Origin of the sequence: Lactobacillus taiwanensis DSM 21401 (genome assembly GCF_001436695.1) — a bacterium.
Taxonomy (GTDB): domain Bacteria; phylum Bacillota; class Bacilli; order Lactobacillales; family Lactobacillaceae; genus Lactobacillus; species Lactobacillus taiwanensis.
In genome coordinates this window covers 1-15,941 of sequence record NZ_AYZG01000012.1, presented here as the reverse complement: position 1 = coordinate 15,941, position 15,941 = coordinate 1, and the positions used below count along the sequence as shown (strand labels likewise).

12 protein-coding genes are annotated in these 15,941 nt (G+C 35.0%); 9 read left to right on the top strand and 3 right to left on the bottom strand.

Going from position 1 to position 15,941, the window contains the following annotated elements:
- The first annotated feature begins 295 nt into the window (after nt 1-295).
- The gene (locus FD18_RS02910; RefSeq protein WP_057718482.1) at nt 296-1,627 is read left to right on the top strand and encodes a dihydrolipoyl dehydrogenase family protein; all 1,332 of its coding nucleotides are present in this window, start codon (nt 296-298) and stop codon (nt 1,625-1,627) included.
- A gap of 42 nt (nt 1,628-1,669) precedes the next feature.
- On the opposite strand, the gene guaB is transcribed toward FD18_RS02910, so the two are convergent.
- The 3 genes from guaB to FD18_RS02895 all read right to left on the bottom strand — a co-directional run bounded on the left by guaB (nt 1,670) and on the right by FD18_RS02895 (nt 4,560).
- Nucleotides 1,670-2,824 (bottom strand): IMP dehydrogenase, encoded by a 1,155-nt coding sequence (gene guaB / locus FD18_RS02905; protein WP_057718481.1) that lies wholly within the window; start codon nt 2,822-2,824, stop codon nt 1,670-1,672.
- A gap of 71 nt (nt 2,825-2,895) precedes the next feature.
- Nucleotides 2,896-3,471: an SGNH/GDSL hydrolase family protein gene (locus FD18_RS02900; protein WP_057718480.1), complete on the bottom strand. Its 576-nt coding sequence runs from the start codon at nt 3,469-3,471 to the stop codon at nt 2,896-2,898.
- Between the two features lie 75 nt (nt 3,472-3,546).
- On the bottom strand, nt 3,547-4,560 hold the full coding sequence (locus tag FD18_RS02895) for a D-2-hydroxyacid dehydrogenase (RefSeq protein WP_057718479.1): 1,014 nt from the start codon (nt 4,558-4,560) through the stop codon (nt 3,547-3,549).
- 261 nt (nt 4,561-4,821) lie between these two features.
- On the opposite strand from FD18_RS02895, the gene FD18_RS02890 reads away from it, so the two are divergent.
- From FD18_RS02890 to FD18_RS02855, 8 genes are all read left to right on the top strand, one after another.
- Entirely contained in the window at nt 4,822-7,449 is a 2,628-nt protein-coding gene (locus FD18_RS02890; protein ID WP_057718478.1) for a mucin-binding protein, read from the top strand.
- 582 nt (nt 7,450-8,031) lie between these two features.
- Nucleotides 8,032-8,241, top strand: a complete 210-nt coding sequence (locus tag FD18_RS10045) for a hypothetical protein (protein ID WP_235499863.1) — start codon at nt 8,032-8,034, stop codon at nt 8,239-8,241.
- A gap of 138 nt (nt 8,242-8,379) precedes the next feature.
- Nucleotides 8,380-9,816 carry an APC family permease gene (locus FD18_RS02880; protein ID WP_094496415.1) on the top strand — a complete coding sequence of 479 codons (1,437 nt, stop codon included), beginning with the start codon at nt 8,380-8,382 and terminating at the stop codon, nt 9,814-9,816.
- A 262-nt stretch (nt 9,817-10,078) separates the two neighbouring features.
- Nucleotides 10,079-11,935 (top strand): flavocytochrome c, encoded by a 1,857-nt coding sequence (locus FD18_RS02875; RefSeq protein WP_057718475.1) that lies wholly within the window; start codon nt 10,079-10,081, stop codon nt 11,933-11,935.
- An 89-nt stretch (nt 11,936-12,024) separates the two neighbouring features.
- Nucleotides 12,025-13,389 carry a branched-chain amino acid transport system II carrier protein gene (brnQ, locus tag FD18_RS02870; protein ID WP_057718473.1) on the top strand — a complete coding sequence of 455 codons (1,365 nt, stop codon included), beginning with the start codon at nt 12,025-12,027 and terminating at the stop codon, nt 13,387-13,389.
- A 64-nt stretch (nt 13,390-13,453) separates the two neighbouring features.
- A complete protein-coding gene (gene ubiE, locus FD18_RS02865) occupies nt 13,454-14,176 on the top strand; it encodes a bifunctional demethylmenaquinone methyltransferase/2-methoxy-6-polyprenyl-1,4-benzoquinol methylase UbiE (RefSeq protein ID WP_057718471.1) in 723 nt (240 codons plus the stop codon).
- Between the two features lie 33 nt (nt 14,177-14,209).
- A complete protein-coding gene (locus tag FD18_RS02860; RefSeq protein ID WP_057718469.1) occupies nt 14,210-15,124 on the top strand; it encodes a prolyl aminopeptidase in 915 nt (304 codons plus the stop codon).
- A 127-nt stretch (nt 15,125-15,251) separates the two neighbouring features.
- Nucleotides 15,252-15,854 carry a PepSY domain-containing protein gene (locus tag FD18_RS02855; RefSeq protein WP_057718466.1) on the top strand — a complete coding sequence of 201 codons (603 nt, stop codon included), beginning with the start codon at nt 15,252-15,254 and terminating at the stop codon, nt 15,852-15,854.
- The last annotated feature ends 87 nt before the right edge of the window (nt 15,855-15,941 follow it).

Genomic DNA, 15,941 nt, shown 5'->3' with positions numbered 1-15,941 from the left:
TCCTGTCGATAGAATATCATAGATATCCATCAACAGGATTTATTATAGAGCCAAAATAAAAGCAGCTGTAAAGCTGCTTTTTGCGTATTGTAAATAGGATAGTAGGTTCCAAATGAGAATATATGAAAAATACGAGATATGAATGGAGTTTTTTTGGTTATTCACAATACAATATTAATTACGCAAAAAAATTAGTTTTTTTGTTATTTTTTATAAAGAATTCAAGCGCTAATAATAGCGGCTTCATATATTCTTTTGATAAACTGGAAATGAAAGAAAGATATGAGGCAATGTTATGAAAAAATATGATTATATAATTTTAGGAACAGGTCCGGCAGCATATCAATTAATTAAGCTATTAGCTACACAACATAAATCAATTTTGGCTATTGAAAGTGGCTTATTCGGTGGAACTTGTCCTAATGTTGGTTGTGAACCTAAAATCTACTTGGATGGTGCTGTTCAAGCTGCGCTTCTTAGCAAGCAATTGGAAGGGCATGGCATTGAACAGGCTGCGACGATGAACTGGTCACAATTAATGAAAGAAAAGAAAGAAAGATTTGCCAGCTGGGCAAATGAAACAAGAAAGAACATTAGTAAAGTTTGTGATGTCATAAGTGGAAGTGCGCATTTCATCGATCGGCAAACAATTGAAGCAAATCGGCATTATTTCCAGGGAAATAAAATAATTATTGCAACTGGAAGACGGCCACATGAATTATCGATTCCAGGGGCTAAGTTTGTACATGATAGTTCCGACGTTCTCTCCTTAAATAAGCTTCCAGAGCATGTTACGTTTATTGGCGGTGGTTATATAGCAATGGAATTAGCTACCTTTTTAGCTGCTGCGGGTAGTCAAGTAACTATTTTAGTGCGAGGAGATCGAGTATTACGGCATTTTTATCAAAAATATAGTCGTGAATTGGTTGTAAAAATGAAAGAGCGAGGAATCCAATTTAAATTTGAAACGGAACCAACTCGTATTACTCAATTAAGTGATAAGTATGTTGTTGAATTAAATCAAGATGGGCCAATGGTAACGGACTATGTAGTAAATGCTAGTGGGCGTACCCCAAATATTGAAAAGCTAGATCTATCCGCCGCTCAAATTGACTATTCAACTAGAGGCGTTGACGTAGACCGTCATCTTCAAACAAATGTTAATAATATTTATGCTATTGGAGATGTTACGAGCCAAGACATACCAAACTTGACCCCTGTAGCAGAATTTCAAGCACAATATCTCTTTAATTCTCTTGAAAAGGGGCTTACTCAGCCAATTAACTATCCGGCTATCGGAACGGGAGTATTTGCTTTTCCGCAACTAGCTCAAGCTGGAATCAATCCTGATAGTGTTCTTGAAGATGGAGATAATTTTGAAATTAAAGAATATGAATTAAGACAAAGCAGTTTATATGCTGGTCAAAAAGAAAAAGGTTTATTAACTGTAGTGTACGATAAGGCTAATTATATTGTTGGAGTTAGTGAGATAAGTACTAGCGCGATTAATGATATAAATTACTTTATTCCAATTATTGGTCTAAGAATTAATAAAAATGAATGGCATCGAAATGTCTTGCCAATTTATCCTGCATTAGCCGATAAAATTGAAGGAATTTTGAGATAGAAAAAAGCACCATGAGGTGCTTTTTCATTACAAATATAAATTTTATAAGTCGCTACCGCCATAGTTTGGAGCTTCTTTTGCCATTTGAACATCGTGTGGATGAGATTCACGTAAACCAGCATTAGTAATTTGAACAAATTGACTGTTTTCAATCAATTCTTCAATTGTGCCTGCACCGACATATCCCATTCCTGCACGGAGACCACCGTCAATTTGGTAGATGATATTTGAAACATCGCCCTTATAAGGAACTAAGGCTTCAACACCTTCAGGAACTAATTTATTTGCCTCATTAACTCCGCCTTGGAAGTAACGGTCAGATGATCCATGTTGCTGAGACATAGCGCCAACTGAACCCATACCGCGATAGGATTTGAATTGCTTACCTTCATTAGTAAAGATTGTTCCTGGAGCTTCAGTAGTTCCGGAAAACATCGAACCTAGCATTACGGCATTTCCACCAGCAGCTAAGGCTTTTACAACGTCACCAGAGTATTTAATACCACCATCAGCAATTATCTTTTTGCCATATTTTTGTGCGACACTAGCAGCGTCATAAATAGCTGTAATTTGTGGAACTCCGACACCAGCAACAATACGTGTAGTACAAATTGAACCAGGTCCAATTCCAACTTTAACAACATCTACTCCGGCATTAAATAGGGCAGCTGTTCCTTCACCAGTAGCAACATTTCCAGCGATTAATGTAGAATTAGGAAAATGTTCCCGAATTTCTTTAATTTTACGTAAAACACCCGCCGAGTGACCGTGTGCAGTATCAATAACAATTGCGTCAGCACCTGCCTCAAGCAAAGCTTCAGCACGTTCAAAAGTATCACTTGTAATGCCAACAGCAGCGGCAACTAAAAGGCGCCCTTGATCATCAAGTGCAGGGTGAGGTAATTTAGGATCAACAGTTTTAGTTTTAGCCTTTTTAACCTCTTCAACCTGGGCTTCGATTGAAAGGTTCTTATGAATAACCCCTAGACCACCATTTTCTGCTATGGCGATTGCCATCTTTCCTTCGGTAACAGTGTCCATTCCAGCAGAAATAAGTGGAATGTGAAGCTGAAGGTTAGGCGCTAATTGTGTGTCAAGTTTAACTTCATTAGGCAGCACGTGACTTTCAGCTGGAATTAAAAGTACATCATCAAAAGTTAATCCTTTTTTGGCAAATTTTGTTTCCCACAAACTCATTGTAAAGTCCTTTCTATGAAGCAACGTTTAATATTAAATTAGCTAGACTTTACTCGAATCTCATCCAGAAGTCAATTAGAAATTTGGTTTAATTTTTTAACAATTAGATTAGCTAGTAATTTATAGCCGTTGACTCCGAAGTGAAGTCCATCATTCTTTTTGCCATTAAAAATTTGAGGAAAGTTTTCTTCTGCCAGCATTTTACTTGCTAGATCAATAACTGAAAACCTGTATTCTCTAGCTACTTTTTTAACAATATTACCGTATTCCATGACTAGGTTATTGTTTCTAACTCTTTGTTTATTTTCATCAACTGCCGGTGGCGTGATAAAGATAACTTTCTCTGGATAATAAAGCCAAATAATGCTTGAAGCAATCAATTCTAAGTTGTTTTCAAATTGATGAAGGCTTACTTGTTTATGGGTGGCCAAGTCGTTAGTGCCGACTAGAATAATTAAGTAGTCACATTTAGGCTGATTAAAGACTAAATTAGGGAGAGAAAGGGCAAGTCCGCCAGAGTTAATTCCTGAAATTGCAGTATTTTGAATGTCGCAGGCAAGCATTTTTTGCAGCTGAAAATTCAGTTCTGGAATTGTATGATTCTCGGAGCGAGTAATAATACTGTCGCCAGTAAGAAGTAGTTTCATAATAAGAATCCTTTGGGTAGAAAAAAGACCTTGAGAAAACTCTCAAGATCTTTTTAATTATCAATAATATAATCTTTAGAACTTGTTCTTGTCTAAAGCAACTGGTGAGTCAGGCTTTTCACCGTTGATTAACTTCAAGTTGTTGTCAAATGCCTTAACAACCATGTTACGTACTGCGTGAGTAGTGTAGAAAGCAGTATGTGGAGTTACTAAAACATTTGAACGATCGATTAAGTCAGCTAAACGAGCATCTGGGAATTCTTTACCTTCCCAATCCTTATTAAATACGCCGACTTCGTCTTCGTAAGTGTCCATTACGAAGCCAAAGATCTTACCTGAGTCTAAACCACGGATAACAGCATCAGTGTCAACAAGTGGACCACGTGAGCAGTTTACGATTACGACGCCATCTTTCATCTTAGCGATTGAATCATCATTGATCATGTGAACATTTGCAGGAACATCTGGAACGTGAAGTGAAATTACATCAGCTTGCTTGTATAAGTCATCAAGTGAGTCAACGTAGTAACCCTTCTTTTCAAGTTCTGGGTTCTTGAAGATATCGTAAGCAATAACTTTTGCGCCAAAGCCTTCCATAATCTTCATAAATACTTGACCAATGTGACCAGTACCTACAACACCAACAACTTGGTCACGAACTTCACGACCAATAGTAGGTGCCCAGCGTAAGTCGCGCTTAGCCATCTTTTCATCCATACGCTTATCTTGACGTAGTACACGAGCAGCTTGGATTGCAGCATGTTCAGCAATTGCGTCAGGAGAGTATACAGGAACGTTAGTGATTTCAAAGCCTAATTCTTTAGCCTTGTCCATGTCGATGTTGTCAACACCAACGTTACGTAATGACATCTTAGTTACGCCAGCATCAGCTAAAGCTTGAAGAGTTTCAGGAGTGTAGTCTAATTGTTGGTAAACAACAACACCGTCAGCACCCTTAGCTAATTTAGCAGTTTCAGGGGTTAAAAGCTTGTCAGTGTATTCAACTTCAATATCCTTGTGTGCATCTTTCCATTCGTTTAAGAAAGGTTCTTCATCTTTACGAATAGCGTAAGCAAAAATCTTTGTCATAAATTAAACCTCCGTCAAAATTAATAGTATGACCGTTTCTTATTATACACTTGACTTTGTTAATAAAAACACAAAATCTGATTTTTTTGTAACTTATTTTAAAAATGTTTCATGTGAAACTGTTAATGTTATAAAAAATATATTTTCTTTTGCTTATCAATATAGGGTGCCTTATGATAATGATTAGGGAAAATATAGTAAATAAAACTGCAAAGTGTTATAAAAATGATTAAAAATACAAAATAAACGAGGAAATAAGCAATGTCAGTTGTTGTTCAATATGTAGACTTAGATAATAATTTGGCTGAACTCGCAAGTTCAGGTGAACTAACTGGAAAAGTAGGGGAAAGAATAGAATATAGTACGGCTGATGAAATTGAAAAATTAACTAATCAGAATTATGTACTAATTAATAATACTTTTGATCCAAATAATGACGTACACTTTTTTGATCAAAGTTCTAAAGAATATCAAATTACTTTTAAGCATGCACAAGAAGAGATAACTGCAAATAATTTAAAATATGGTTGTCAAAAAAACGAAGTTCAAATAAAAGGTAAGCAAGTTGTTCATTACACTGGAATTGAAGAAGCGACGTCTGATAATGTAGTCGAAGTTACTTTTAATAGAAGAATCACATATGATAAAGTAACTAAACAAAAAATTTCAATAAGTGCATGGCAACCTGAAAAATTTAATATGCCCTTAATTGCTACACCATTTGTTTTAAATTACACCCCAGATAAAGTAGTAATGGGCGGCGAGGCAGTAACTCCCCAAAATTTAACACATGAATATGTAGTTACTTATCTTCCAAATAAAAGAAATGCTAGACGACAAAAGGCAGAAATAAAGTTTATTGATGTTGAGGATAATAATTCTGAATTAGCTACTTCTGGCGAATTAAAGGGAAAACCAGGAAAAGAAATAAACTACGATATAGCTGATACCTTGAAAGATCTAACTCAAAGGGGCTATGAACTTGTAAATAATAATTTTGATTCTAACGACAAAAAGCCAGTATTTGGAAATAGTAGAGATTCTGTACAGACCTTCTTTATAGTAATGAAGCATAAGAAACAACTGGTTAATTCTGATCATCCTTCTTCAGAAGTTAATCAGAATTTATATGAAAAAGAAGTTCATCGTACAATTAGTTTTATAGATGCGTCTGATAAAAATCCTAAAGATGTAGTACAAACTGCTAAATTAAAACGTAATTTAACTCTTGATTTAGTAACAAAAAAACTTATTTCAGCAGGTAAATATACAACTGAATGGAGAAGTGAAGAAACTTTTCCTCCAATATCTGTACCGGTAGTTGCTGCTTATCATACCAAGGTTAAAGAAGTAGCTGCATGTCCGGTTAATAATCAAGATGTAAGTGAAGAAATTAAATACTACAAAAATGGCTATTTAATTCCTGTAGATATGAATAATAATGTACTTGCTGGTATCTCAAAAGAACAGTTGATCACAAATTCACTTGATCCAACAGAAGCAATTTTTCCTAAATTAGAAGTTGAAAATATAAAATTTAAGCAAGTAAACGATGTAAAAATTGCAGATCCAGGTCGAGATTATTATGTACCATTCCTTGTTGTTCATAGATATATTGCAGTAGACGAAGATCATCCTAGAGCCGAGGTTAGTCCGGCATACTATAAACGAATTGTTACTGCCAGGGTTCATTATCAAGGTGCTGATGATAAGACTCCTGAGGATGCAAAGCAAATTGTTCATTGGACGAGAACAGTTACCTATGATGAAGTTAGTCGGGAGGTTCTTGAAGATGAAATGTATACAACAAAGTGGACAGCTGATAAAGATATATTTGAAGCAACCCCAACTCCGGTAATTAAAGGGTATTGTGCAGATATTGGATTAATTGGAGAACATCCAATAACTGAAACTGATTTATTGGCAACAGTTACTTATTATCCAATTGGAACGATGATTCCTGTAGATGAACATAACAATGAAATTCAAGGCGCACATCATTTCCCATATATTAATGATCCGTATGATCCAGTTCGCGTCTTAATAACGGAAGAAGTACCAGAAGTAGAGGGCTATGCACCAGTTAAGCAAACTATTACAGTTAATGATCCATTTAAAGATATTCGAGTTCCTTATGTTTTAAAACCACGCTATATCCCTGTTGATAGTGAACATCCGTATCGTCCAATTAATCCTACTTTATACAGTGTGCCAGTAAAAGAAGTAATTAAGTATCAAGGTGCTGGTGATAAGACACCGCATATAAGAATGCAAACTGCAAAGTGGACAAGAACCTTGACGGTTAATGAAAACAACAGTGAATTAATTGAAAATGGGAAATATACTACGCCTTGGACTGTAGATAAAGATTACTATACAGAGGTAAGGACACCAGTCATTGATGGTTATCATGCTGATAAAACTTTAGTCAAGGAAATGGAAGTTAAAAAAGCTAATTACGATGTGAGTGTGACTTACAAGCAAAATGGACAAATTATTCCTGTAGATTCTAAGGGAAAGGCTTTAGAGAATGTTGAGCGACCATTTTATGTAACTGATCCCAGTGATGCAACAAAGGTAATGAAAAAGCAAGGGGTACCGAGAATCCTAAATTATGTACCTGAGCAAGAGGCAATTGTAGTTAGGGAAGCAGATAGGAATACTGAGATTACCTACTATACATTTAATGAATGGAATGAATTAAGTGCGAAAGTACCGGATAAAAGTGAAAAGAAGGAGGATTTAAAAACAAAACAACCTAAGGATAATAAAAGTATCAAAGAAAAAAATGAGCAAAAGGAAGAAAAAACAGTAAATTTACAAGCAAAAGAGAAAAAATTAAATAAAAAAGACACTAACTTAAAATCTGTATTCTCTTGGCTTAAATAGTTATATAACAAAATAAGCATATATTTTTTTGTTATATAAATATAATTTGAAGCATTGTTTCTGTATACATATAGAAATGATGCTTTTTTATGTGTGTCGGACATGACATTTATCTAGTCTGATGAAAGTTCAGACTACGGGTATTTGTAGCCAAGTGTAGTGAACTACAAGCCGTTAGCGGTGACGCTATGGGCGAAGGAAGTGGCTAGCGAGTTTTCCGAGCTTACGTACAGAAATCTGGTCAGTCCAAATGGTGGATAAGATTGCATAACAAGTCGAAGTCCAAAAGACAAACGTAAAACCAAGACGGTAAACCAGAAAGGCATGGAAAACAAGCAGTGCAAAGGCAGCTAATGATCGTAAAGTCAAGCTGTATGACAAAATTAGATTCCTACTACGTCGAAAGAAAGCAGCTGCTCTACCTTTATCAGCAGTATTTACTAAAGTAAACTAAGTTGTTAGAGGTTGGATCAAGGTAGTATGAATAAATCCATTAAGCAGTTCAGTCAATGCCTACGCCACAAAGTACGCGTAGTAATCATTAAACAATGGAAACTATCTAAAAGAATATATACCAATTTAATGCGAATTAACAAGACACTAAGATGTGATTTCAGTGATGAAGATATTCCTAAGGTAGCCAATAGCCGATTAGGCTGGTACAAAAGAAGTAGAGGGCATGTCATTAACTTTTTACTTAGTCCAAAAGTATTAGGGACAAAGGAGGCGGACCGGTCAGGTTTGGTTGATCCGCTAAAATACTATCTAACTCGTAAAGAATTACAAATGTAATGCTGTATACGGAACCGTACGTACGGTGCAATGAGAGGAACAATAGTTAATCTTCCTCTACTCTATTAAAAAAATAGACCAATTTTTTTGAATAAGTGTATAATTAAATTTCGAAAAAACTTTTTCGGAGGAAAAATTGTGTCTGATAAAAGCGAGACTTTGACGAAATTAGAAGAGGATGAGAAGTATAATCGGTTAACAGCATTGAAGTTATTTGCAATGACTTCATCGATGGTTATTTCTGTAAATGAACTAGCTCCATTTGGAAAGACAGGTCCTACCGCAGTATTTTATTTGTTATTAGCAGGCTTAATATGGTTTGTACCAATTACACAAATGGCTGGAGAGATGGCCTCAATTGATGGCTGGGATAAGGGTGGAATTTTTACCTGGGTTAAAGGTTCATTAGGAGATCGAACTGGATGGACAGCAATGTTTTATCAATGGATTCATATTACTGTGGGTATGAATACAATGATGTACGTAATTATTGGTGCACTGTCCATCACCTTTAACACCCCTTGGTTTAATACCACGCCCAGTGTCAGATTTATATTGATGATGATAATTATCTGGTCGATTACGATTGTTGAAATGGTTGGAGTTAAAAGGATCGGTCACATTGCAGAGTGGCTTTTTGCTCTTGGAATAGCCTTACCAGTAATTTTATTGATTATTGCGTTTTTTGTTTATTTGTTTCAAGGAAGACCCTTGTATATGCATTTAACGTGGAATAATATTATTCCGCATAATTTGAATGGCACTACATTAGTAGCATTTGTTCCGTTTGTATTGGCTTTTTGTGGTGGTGAAGCCTCAGCTCCCCATGCAAAATACTTAGAGAATCCCAAAAAATATTCGACTGTTATGCTCGCTTTAGCAACTACTGCTATTTCTTTTGATTTACTTGGTAGTATGGCTATTGGAATGTCAGTTCCTAAAGATCAGATTCAAAATTCAACTGGTTTTGTTTATACCTTTGGAAAAATTCTAGATTCACTTGGATTACCAGGAGACATAATTAAGAAATTTATTGGCATTTTGTTAGCAGCGGGAATTATTGGGGAATTAGGTAATTGGTTAGCTGGTCCTAGTCAGGGTATGTTTGAGGCTGCTAAAGAAGGATATATGCCTAAGTTCTTTGCACAATCTACTAATCGTGATGTACCAATGCGCTTGATTGTTTTACAGACTTTGATCGTAACTGTTTCAGCAGTCTTAATTACTTTTACTAGTGGAAAAAATTCAGATTTTGCTTTTAACGTTTCTTTAGCTGCTACTACGGCGCAATATCTAATGGTTTACATTTTAATGCTAGTTTCTTATATAGTTTTAAAAGTAAAACATGGAGACTTAAAGCGTAGCTATTACATGACAAAGAGTAAAGGGTTAGGAATTATAATTGCAATTATTGCCCTGGTAATAACAGTAGTTGCATTCTTTATTTCATTTATTCCAGCCCAAGGAACACCATCTTCATTAAAAGGAGTCTATGTTTGGACTATGATTGGCTTGTGCGTTATCGTTACGATTTTACCGTTAGTGATATATCATTATCATCATCGGTTTAAGTAGAATAAATGAAGGTTTAAAAAATGTTAATAAAATAAACTTTTTGCTTGTAAAAAATTATTAAAAATATTATATTTAAGATGTATTCAATTTAGAAGTGTAAGGCAAAAGAGCTATGGTAAATTTGAGGTATCCATAGCTCTTTTGTTTGCTTTGACAATTTGCTTTAAAGAATAAGCTTATACTATTATGAATTTACAGGATAGCTATAAAAAGCTTAATTATTTTGATTTTAGAAATATTAAATTAATAGTGAGGCACATTTATGGATTTAAAAGCTGGAAAATATAATGTAAAAGCTCAAGGACATGGCGCAAGTTTTATGCCTATGGAAGTTACTCTTTCGGAAAATAAAATTGAAGATATTAAGGTTGACGCTAAAGGTGAAACTAAGGGAGTAGCTGATGAAGTATTTAGACGTTTGCCTGAAGAAATTGTTGAAAATCAGACTTTAAATGTTGATACAGTTAGTGGTGCTACTATTTCTAGTCACGGGGTTATTGACGGAGTAGCACTGGCAATTAGTGAAGCTGGTGGAGACCCAGATGAGTGGAAGAAGCGAGCTAAACCTAAAGAACAAAGAGCTAAAGATGAAACTTATACGACTGATGTTGTAGCTGTTGGAGCTGGTGGTGCAGGTTTAGCTGCAGCTGCTAGAAGCATTCAACATGGTAAAGATGTCATCGTACTTGAAAAGTTCCCACAAATTGGGGGAAACACTAGTCGCGCTGGTGGTCCAATGAATGCGGCAGAACCAGATTGGCAAAATCAATTTAAAGCTTTAGCCGGTGAAAAAGAAACTTTAGAAGAATTAGCAGTAACTCCACTTGAACAGATTGATCCAGAGTATCAAGAAGACTTTGAAAAATTACAAAAGCAAATAAAAGACTATGTAGCTTCTGGTGCAGACTATCTATTTGATTCAAAATTACTTCATGAAATTCAAACCTATTTAGGTGGTAAGAGAACCGACTTAAATGGAAATGAAATTCACGGTAACTACGCTTTAGTCAAAGAATTAATCGATAATGCCTTGGACTCAGTGCACTGGTTAAGTGATTTAGGGGTAAAATTTGATCGCAGTCAAGTAACAATGCCAGTAGGTGCCTTATGGCGAAGAGGTCACAAGCCAGTTGAGCCAATGGGTTATGCCTTTATTCATGTGTTAGGTGATTGGGTAAAGGATCATGGCGGCAGAATTCTGACTGATACTCGTGCTGATCACTTAATTATTGAAGATGGCCAAGTTAAAGGCGTTATTGCTAAAAGACCAGATGGCAGTACAATCACTGTTCATGCTAAGGCTGTAATTCTAACCGCTGGTGGATTTGGGGCAAATACGCCAATGGTTCAAAAATACAATACTTACTGGAAGCATATTGATGATAATGTTGCTACTACTAATTCTCCTGCAATTACTGGGGATGGGATTAATCTTGGTAAAGAAGCAGGTGCAGACTTAGTTGGAATGGGCTTTATTCAGATGATGCCCGTTTCTGATCCAAAGACTGGTGAGCTATTTACTGGTCTACAAACTCCACCAGAAAACTATATTATGGTTAATCAAAAGGGCAAGCGTTTCGTAAATGAGTTTGCGGAACGTGATGTTTTAACCAAGGCAGCTATTGATAATGGTGGTTTGTTCTATTTAATTGCTGATGACAAGATCAAAGATACTGCTTATAACACAACTCAAGAATCAATTGATGCGCAAGTTAAAGCTGGTACCTTGTTTAGAGCGAATAGTTTAGAAGATTTAGCTAAGCAAGTTGGAATGGATCCTGATATTTTAGTTGAGACCATTGAGAAATATAATTCTTATATTGAAGCAGGAAAAGATCCAGATTTTGAAAAATCAGCTTTTAATCTAAAATGCGAAGTTGCTCCATTCTATGCAACACCGAGAAAGCCAGCCATCCACCATACTATGGGTGGTTTGAAGATTGATACAGGTGCTCATGTCTTAGATAAAGATGGTAAGCAAATTCCTGGTCTATATGCTGCTGGAGAAGTAGCCGGCGGAATTCACGCAGGTAACCGTTTAGGTGGAAATTCACTTGCTGATATCTTTACTTTTGGTAGAATTGCCGCAAATAGCGCAAATGATGAATTAGAAAAATAGTATTAATCCATTAAAACGTTGTAAACACTAGAGTTTACAATGTTTTTTTGCTAAAATACTAAAAATAATTATTTTTTGGAGGAATCGAATTGAAAGAAGCAAAGGGAAAAACATTAAGTAAAAAGCAATATTTAATTGTTGCTTCGATGATTTTTGCATTGTTTTTTGGTGCAGGAAACTTAATTTTTCCACTTCATTTAGGCCAGCTTGCTGGTAGAAATTGGGGATCAGCAGCAATTGGCTTTTCAATTACGGGGGTAGTTTTGCCTTTACTTTCCTTACTGGCTGTTGCAATTACCCGAAGCAATGGAGTTTATCAAATTGCCTTGCCTGTAGGGAAGATTTTTGCTCTTTCTTTTATGACTTTAATACAACTAACAATGGGGCCTTTATTTGCAGCTCCGAGAAATGCGACAGTTTCTTATACTGTCGGCATTGCACCATTATTACCCAAGCAATTTAAAAGTATAGGGTTGTTTGTATTTACGACAATCTTTTTCGCTATTGTGTTCATGATTGCTTATAACGAAAGTGATATTCTTTCTTCTTTGGGTAAGATTTTAAACCCTATTTTCTTAATTTTACTTTTCTTAGTATTTGTTATGGCTTTTGCCCATCCTTTAGGCAATCTTAGTACTGTAGCTGTAAGTAAAGAGTATTTACATGGAACAGTAGTTAAGGGCTTCTTAGAAGGCTATAATACAATGGATGCTTTAGCTGGATTGGCTTTTGGTGTAACGGTTGTTACAGCGATCAAAGAATTAGTTAACAATAATGAGAAAAAGGTGGCTAAAATAACTGCTAAAGCGGGATTAATGGCCGTGATAGGAATTGGGATAATTTATACTCTCTTAATTGCTGTTGGCGCTATGTCACTAGGCCATTTTAAGATAACTAGTGATGGTGGTATTTTATTATCTGAAATTGTTAATTATTATGCTGGTGTCTTTGGTCAGGCTTTATTAGCTGTCTTAGTATTTTTAGCATGTTTAACTACAGCAGTAGGTATTTTGTCTGCCTTCGCATTAGATTTTTCTGCGCATTATCCTAAATTTAGTTATAAAGGTTGGCTAATAATTTCTTGTGTTGGATCATTTGCTACTGCCAACTTAGGCTTGGATAAGATTATTAGTTGGTCACTGCCTGTGTTAATGTTTTTATATCCTCTAGCTATTGTTTTGATTATTTTGTCACTATTTTCACCATTATTTAAGGGTGACAAAGTAATGTATAAAGTAACAATGGCTTTAACATTAGTGCCAGCTATTTTTGATCTAATTACTCATTTACCTGCACCAATTGCTGGAACGCAATTTTATAAGGCAGTAAGTCAATTTCGTTTACAGTATTTGCCGCTTGCTAATATTGGGTTATCTTGGGTTGTTCCAACAATCTTGGGATTAGTTATTAGCATTTTTATTCATGTTTGGCACCGTAAAACTAATAAAATATAAAAACTAAGCAATGGTTCATTTGAATCATTGCTTTTTTGCTGGGATAATAAATTAGGTGATAGAAATGAATTTAACTAACAAGGTTCCTGAAAAAGATGTGCACGATTTGTTTACTCGCGTAGCACCTCATTATGATCAAATGAATAATATTATTAGCTTAGGTACTCAAAACGGTTGGCGCAGAAAATTTCTAAAAGAATTAAATGTACAACCTGGTGACTTTGCTTTAGATTTATGTTGTGGCACAGCTGATATAACGACTGCACTTGCAAGAAAAGTTGGAACGTCTGGAAATGTTATTGGTCTTGATTTTAATCAAGAAATGCTAGATCTAGCTGATAAAAAAATAAGAGAACAAGGATTACAAAAAGAAATTCAGCTAAAACAGGGGGACGCAATGCATTTACCCTATAATGATAATAGCTTTGATATTGTAACTATTGGTTTTGGGTTGCGTAATGTTCCTGATGCAAATCAAGTTCTAAAAGAAATAAATCGTGTATTAAAGCCAAATGAAAAAATTGGTATTTTAGAAACTTCCCAACCGACTAATCCAATTGTTAGATTAGGTTGGAAAGGTTATTTTAAGTTGTTTCCAAGCTTTGCAAAATTATTAAGAGCTAATGTATCAGACTATCAGTATTTATCTAATACAACAGCCGAATTTGTATCAGCAGCGAAATTAACGCTTATGCTTGAAAATAATAATTTTAAAAATGTACAAGTAACAAAATTAAATTTAGGTGCAGGTGCAATTCATATCGGAATTAAAAAGAAAATAAGATAAAATATAAAATAAAAACTAAAAAAGGAGAGTTTTATGAAGACTGGTACTAAAATTATTACTTTAGACAATGGTTATCACTTGTGGACTAACACACAAGGCGAGGGCGATATCCACTTATTAGCGCTTCATGGTGGTCCTGGTGGAAATCATGAATATTGGGAAGATACTGCAGAACAATTAAAAAAGCAGGGGCTTAATGTTCAAGTAACCATGTATGATCAATTAGGATCACTTTATTCAGACCAACCAGACTATTCTGATCCTGAAATTGCAAAAAAATACTTAACTTATGAATATTTCTTAGATGAAGTTGATGAAGTTCGTGAGAAACTTGGTTTGGATAATTTTTACCTAATCGGTCAAAGTTGGGGTGGATTACTCGTTCAAGAATATGCTGTTAAATACGGCAAGCACATAAAGGGCGCAATCATTTCTTCAATGGTTGATGAAATTGATGAGTACGTGGATTCTGTAAATAGAAGAAGACAAGAAGTACTTCCTCAAACAGAAATCGACTTCATGCATGAGTGTGAAAAAAACAATGACTACGACAATCAACGCTATCAAGATGATGTTCAAATTTTGAATATTAATTTTGTTGATAGAAAACAACCATCAAAGCTTTATCACTTAAAGGATCTTGGCGGAAACGCTGTTTATCATGTCTTCCAAGGTGATAATGAGTTTGTTATTACTGGTAAACTAAAAGACTGGCATTTTAGAGATCAACTAAAGAACATTAAGGTTCCAACTTTAATTACTTTTGGTGAAAATGAAACAATGCCAATTGCTACTGCTAAAATTATGCAAAAAGAAATTCCAAATTCGCGTTTGGTTACTACACCTGGTGGTGGCCACCACCACATGGTTGATAATCCAGATGTTTATTACAAGCACTTAGCTGATTTCATTCGCGAAGTTGAAAATGGTAGTTTTAAAGGTGAATAAAATAAAAAAGCTCTGTTTAATCTATTTTAAGAATAAACAGAGCTTTTTGAGCATATAAATCGCTTTCATAGCATCTTATCTATATAATTAATGGTAAATATAGTTTTATTAATTTAAGGAGAAAGCCATGAAGAAGAAAATAAGTAAACTGCTAGCAGCCACTGCTTTAATGGGTACATTAGGCATGTCGGTAGTGGCTTGTAGTGATAATAATTCAGCGAATAAAACTAAACAGTCGAGTGTAAAGAAGACTGCTAAAGATAAAGCAAGTGATACAAAGAATACAGTAAGAAAGAGTCAAATTAAGCTTAGTCAAACTGAAGCTATAAATAAGTTTGATAAAAAATATAGTAATAAAGATCTAAAAGAGATAGATTTAAAGCTAGACGGCAGTAAGTATATTTATGAAATCACAGGATTTGATAAAGATAAAGAATATGAAATGATAATAAATGCTATTAACGGCAAAGAGGTTAAATCTAGTTCTAAAAAGTTAGACTTAGATGAACGCTTGCAAAAGGGACTTGACTTGGATAAGATAATATCCCGAAACCAAGCTAGTGAAATAGCAGAAAAGGAAGTTAAGAATAGTACTGCTAAAGAATGGACTCTAAAAATGGATAAGGATAAGGCGATTTGGGATGTTACTGTAGAGTCAGGCACAAGTAAGCATGAAGTAGAAATTGATGCTATTTCTAAGAAAGTTATTAAATCAGAAAAAGATGACTAAACAAAAAAATTCAGAGCCTTATTGCTCTGAATTTTTTGGCTCTATAATAAATCCTGTTGATGGATATCTATGATATTCTATCGACAG

What these genes read in the sequence shown, in the direction of transcription:
- FD18_RS02910 (WP_057718482.1), top strand. Translation starts at nt 296, where the DNA reads ATGAAAAAATATGATTATATAATTTTAGGAACAGGTCCGGCAGCATAT.
- guaB (WP_057718481.1), bottom strand. Translation starts at nt 2,824, where the DNA reads ATGAGTTTGTGGGAAACAAAATTTGCCAAAAAAGGATTAACTTTTGAT.
- FD18_RS02900 (WP_057718480.1), bottom strand. Translation starts at nt 3,471, where the DNA reads ATGAAACTACTTCTTACTGGCGACAGTATTATTACTCGCTCCGAGAAT.
- FD18_RS02895 (WP_057718479.1), bottom strand. Translation starts at nt 4,560, where the DNA reads ATGACAAAGATTTTTGCTTACGCTATTCGTAAAGATGAAGAACCTTTC.
- FD18_RS02890 (WP_057718478.1), top strand. Translation starts at nt 4,822, where the DNA reads ATGTCAGTTGTTGTTCAATATGTAGACTTAGATAATAATTTGGCTGAA.
- FD18_RS10045 (WP_235499863.1), top strand. Translation starts at nt 8,032, where the DNA reads ATGCGAATTAACAAGACACTAAGATGTGATTTCAGTGATGAAGATATT.
- FD18_RS02875 (WP_057718475.1), top strand. Translation starts at nt 10,079, where the DNA reads ATGGATTTAAAAGCTGGAAAATATAATGTAAAAGCTCAAGGACATGGC.
- ubiE (WP_057718471.1), top strand. Translation starts at nt 13,454, where the DNA reads ATGAATTTAACTAACAAGGTTCCTGAAAAAGATGTGCACGATTTGTTT.
- FD18_RS02860 (WP_057718469.1), top strand. Translation starts at nt 14,210, where the DNA reads ATGAAGACTGGTACTAAAATTATTACTTTAGACAATGGTTATCACTTG.
- FD18_RS02855 (WP_057718466.1), top strand. Translation starts at nt 15,252, where the DNA reads ATGAAGAAGAAAATAAGTAAACTGCTAGCAGCCACTGCTTTAATGGGT.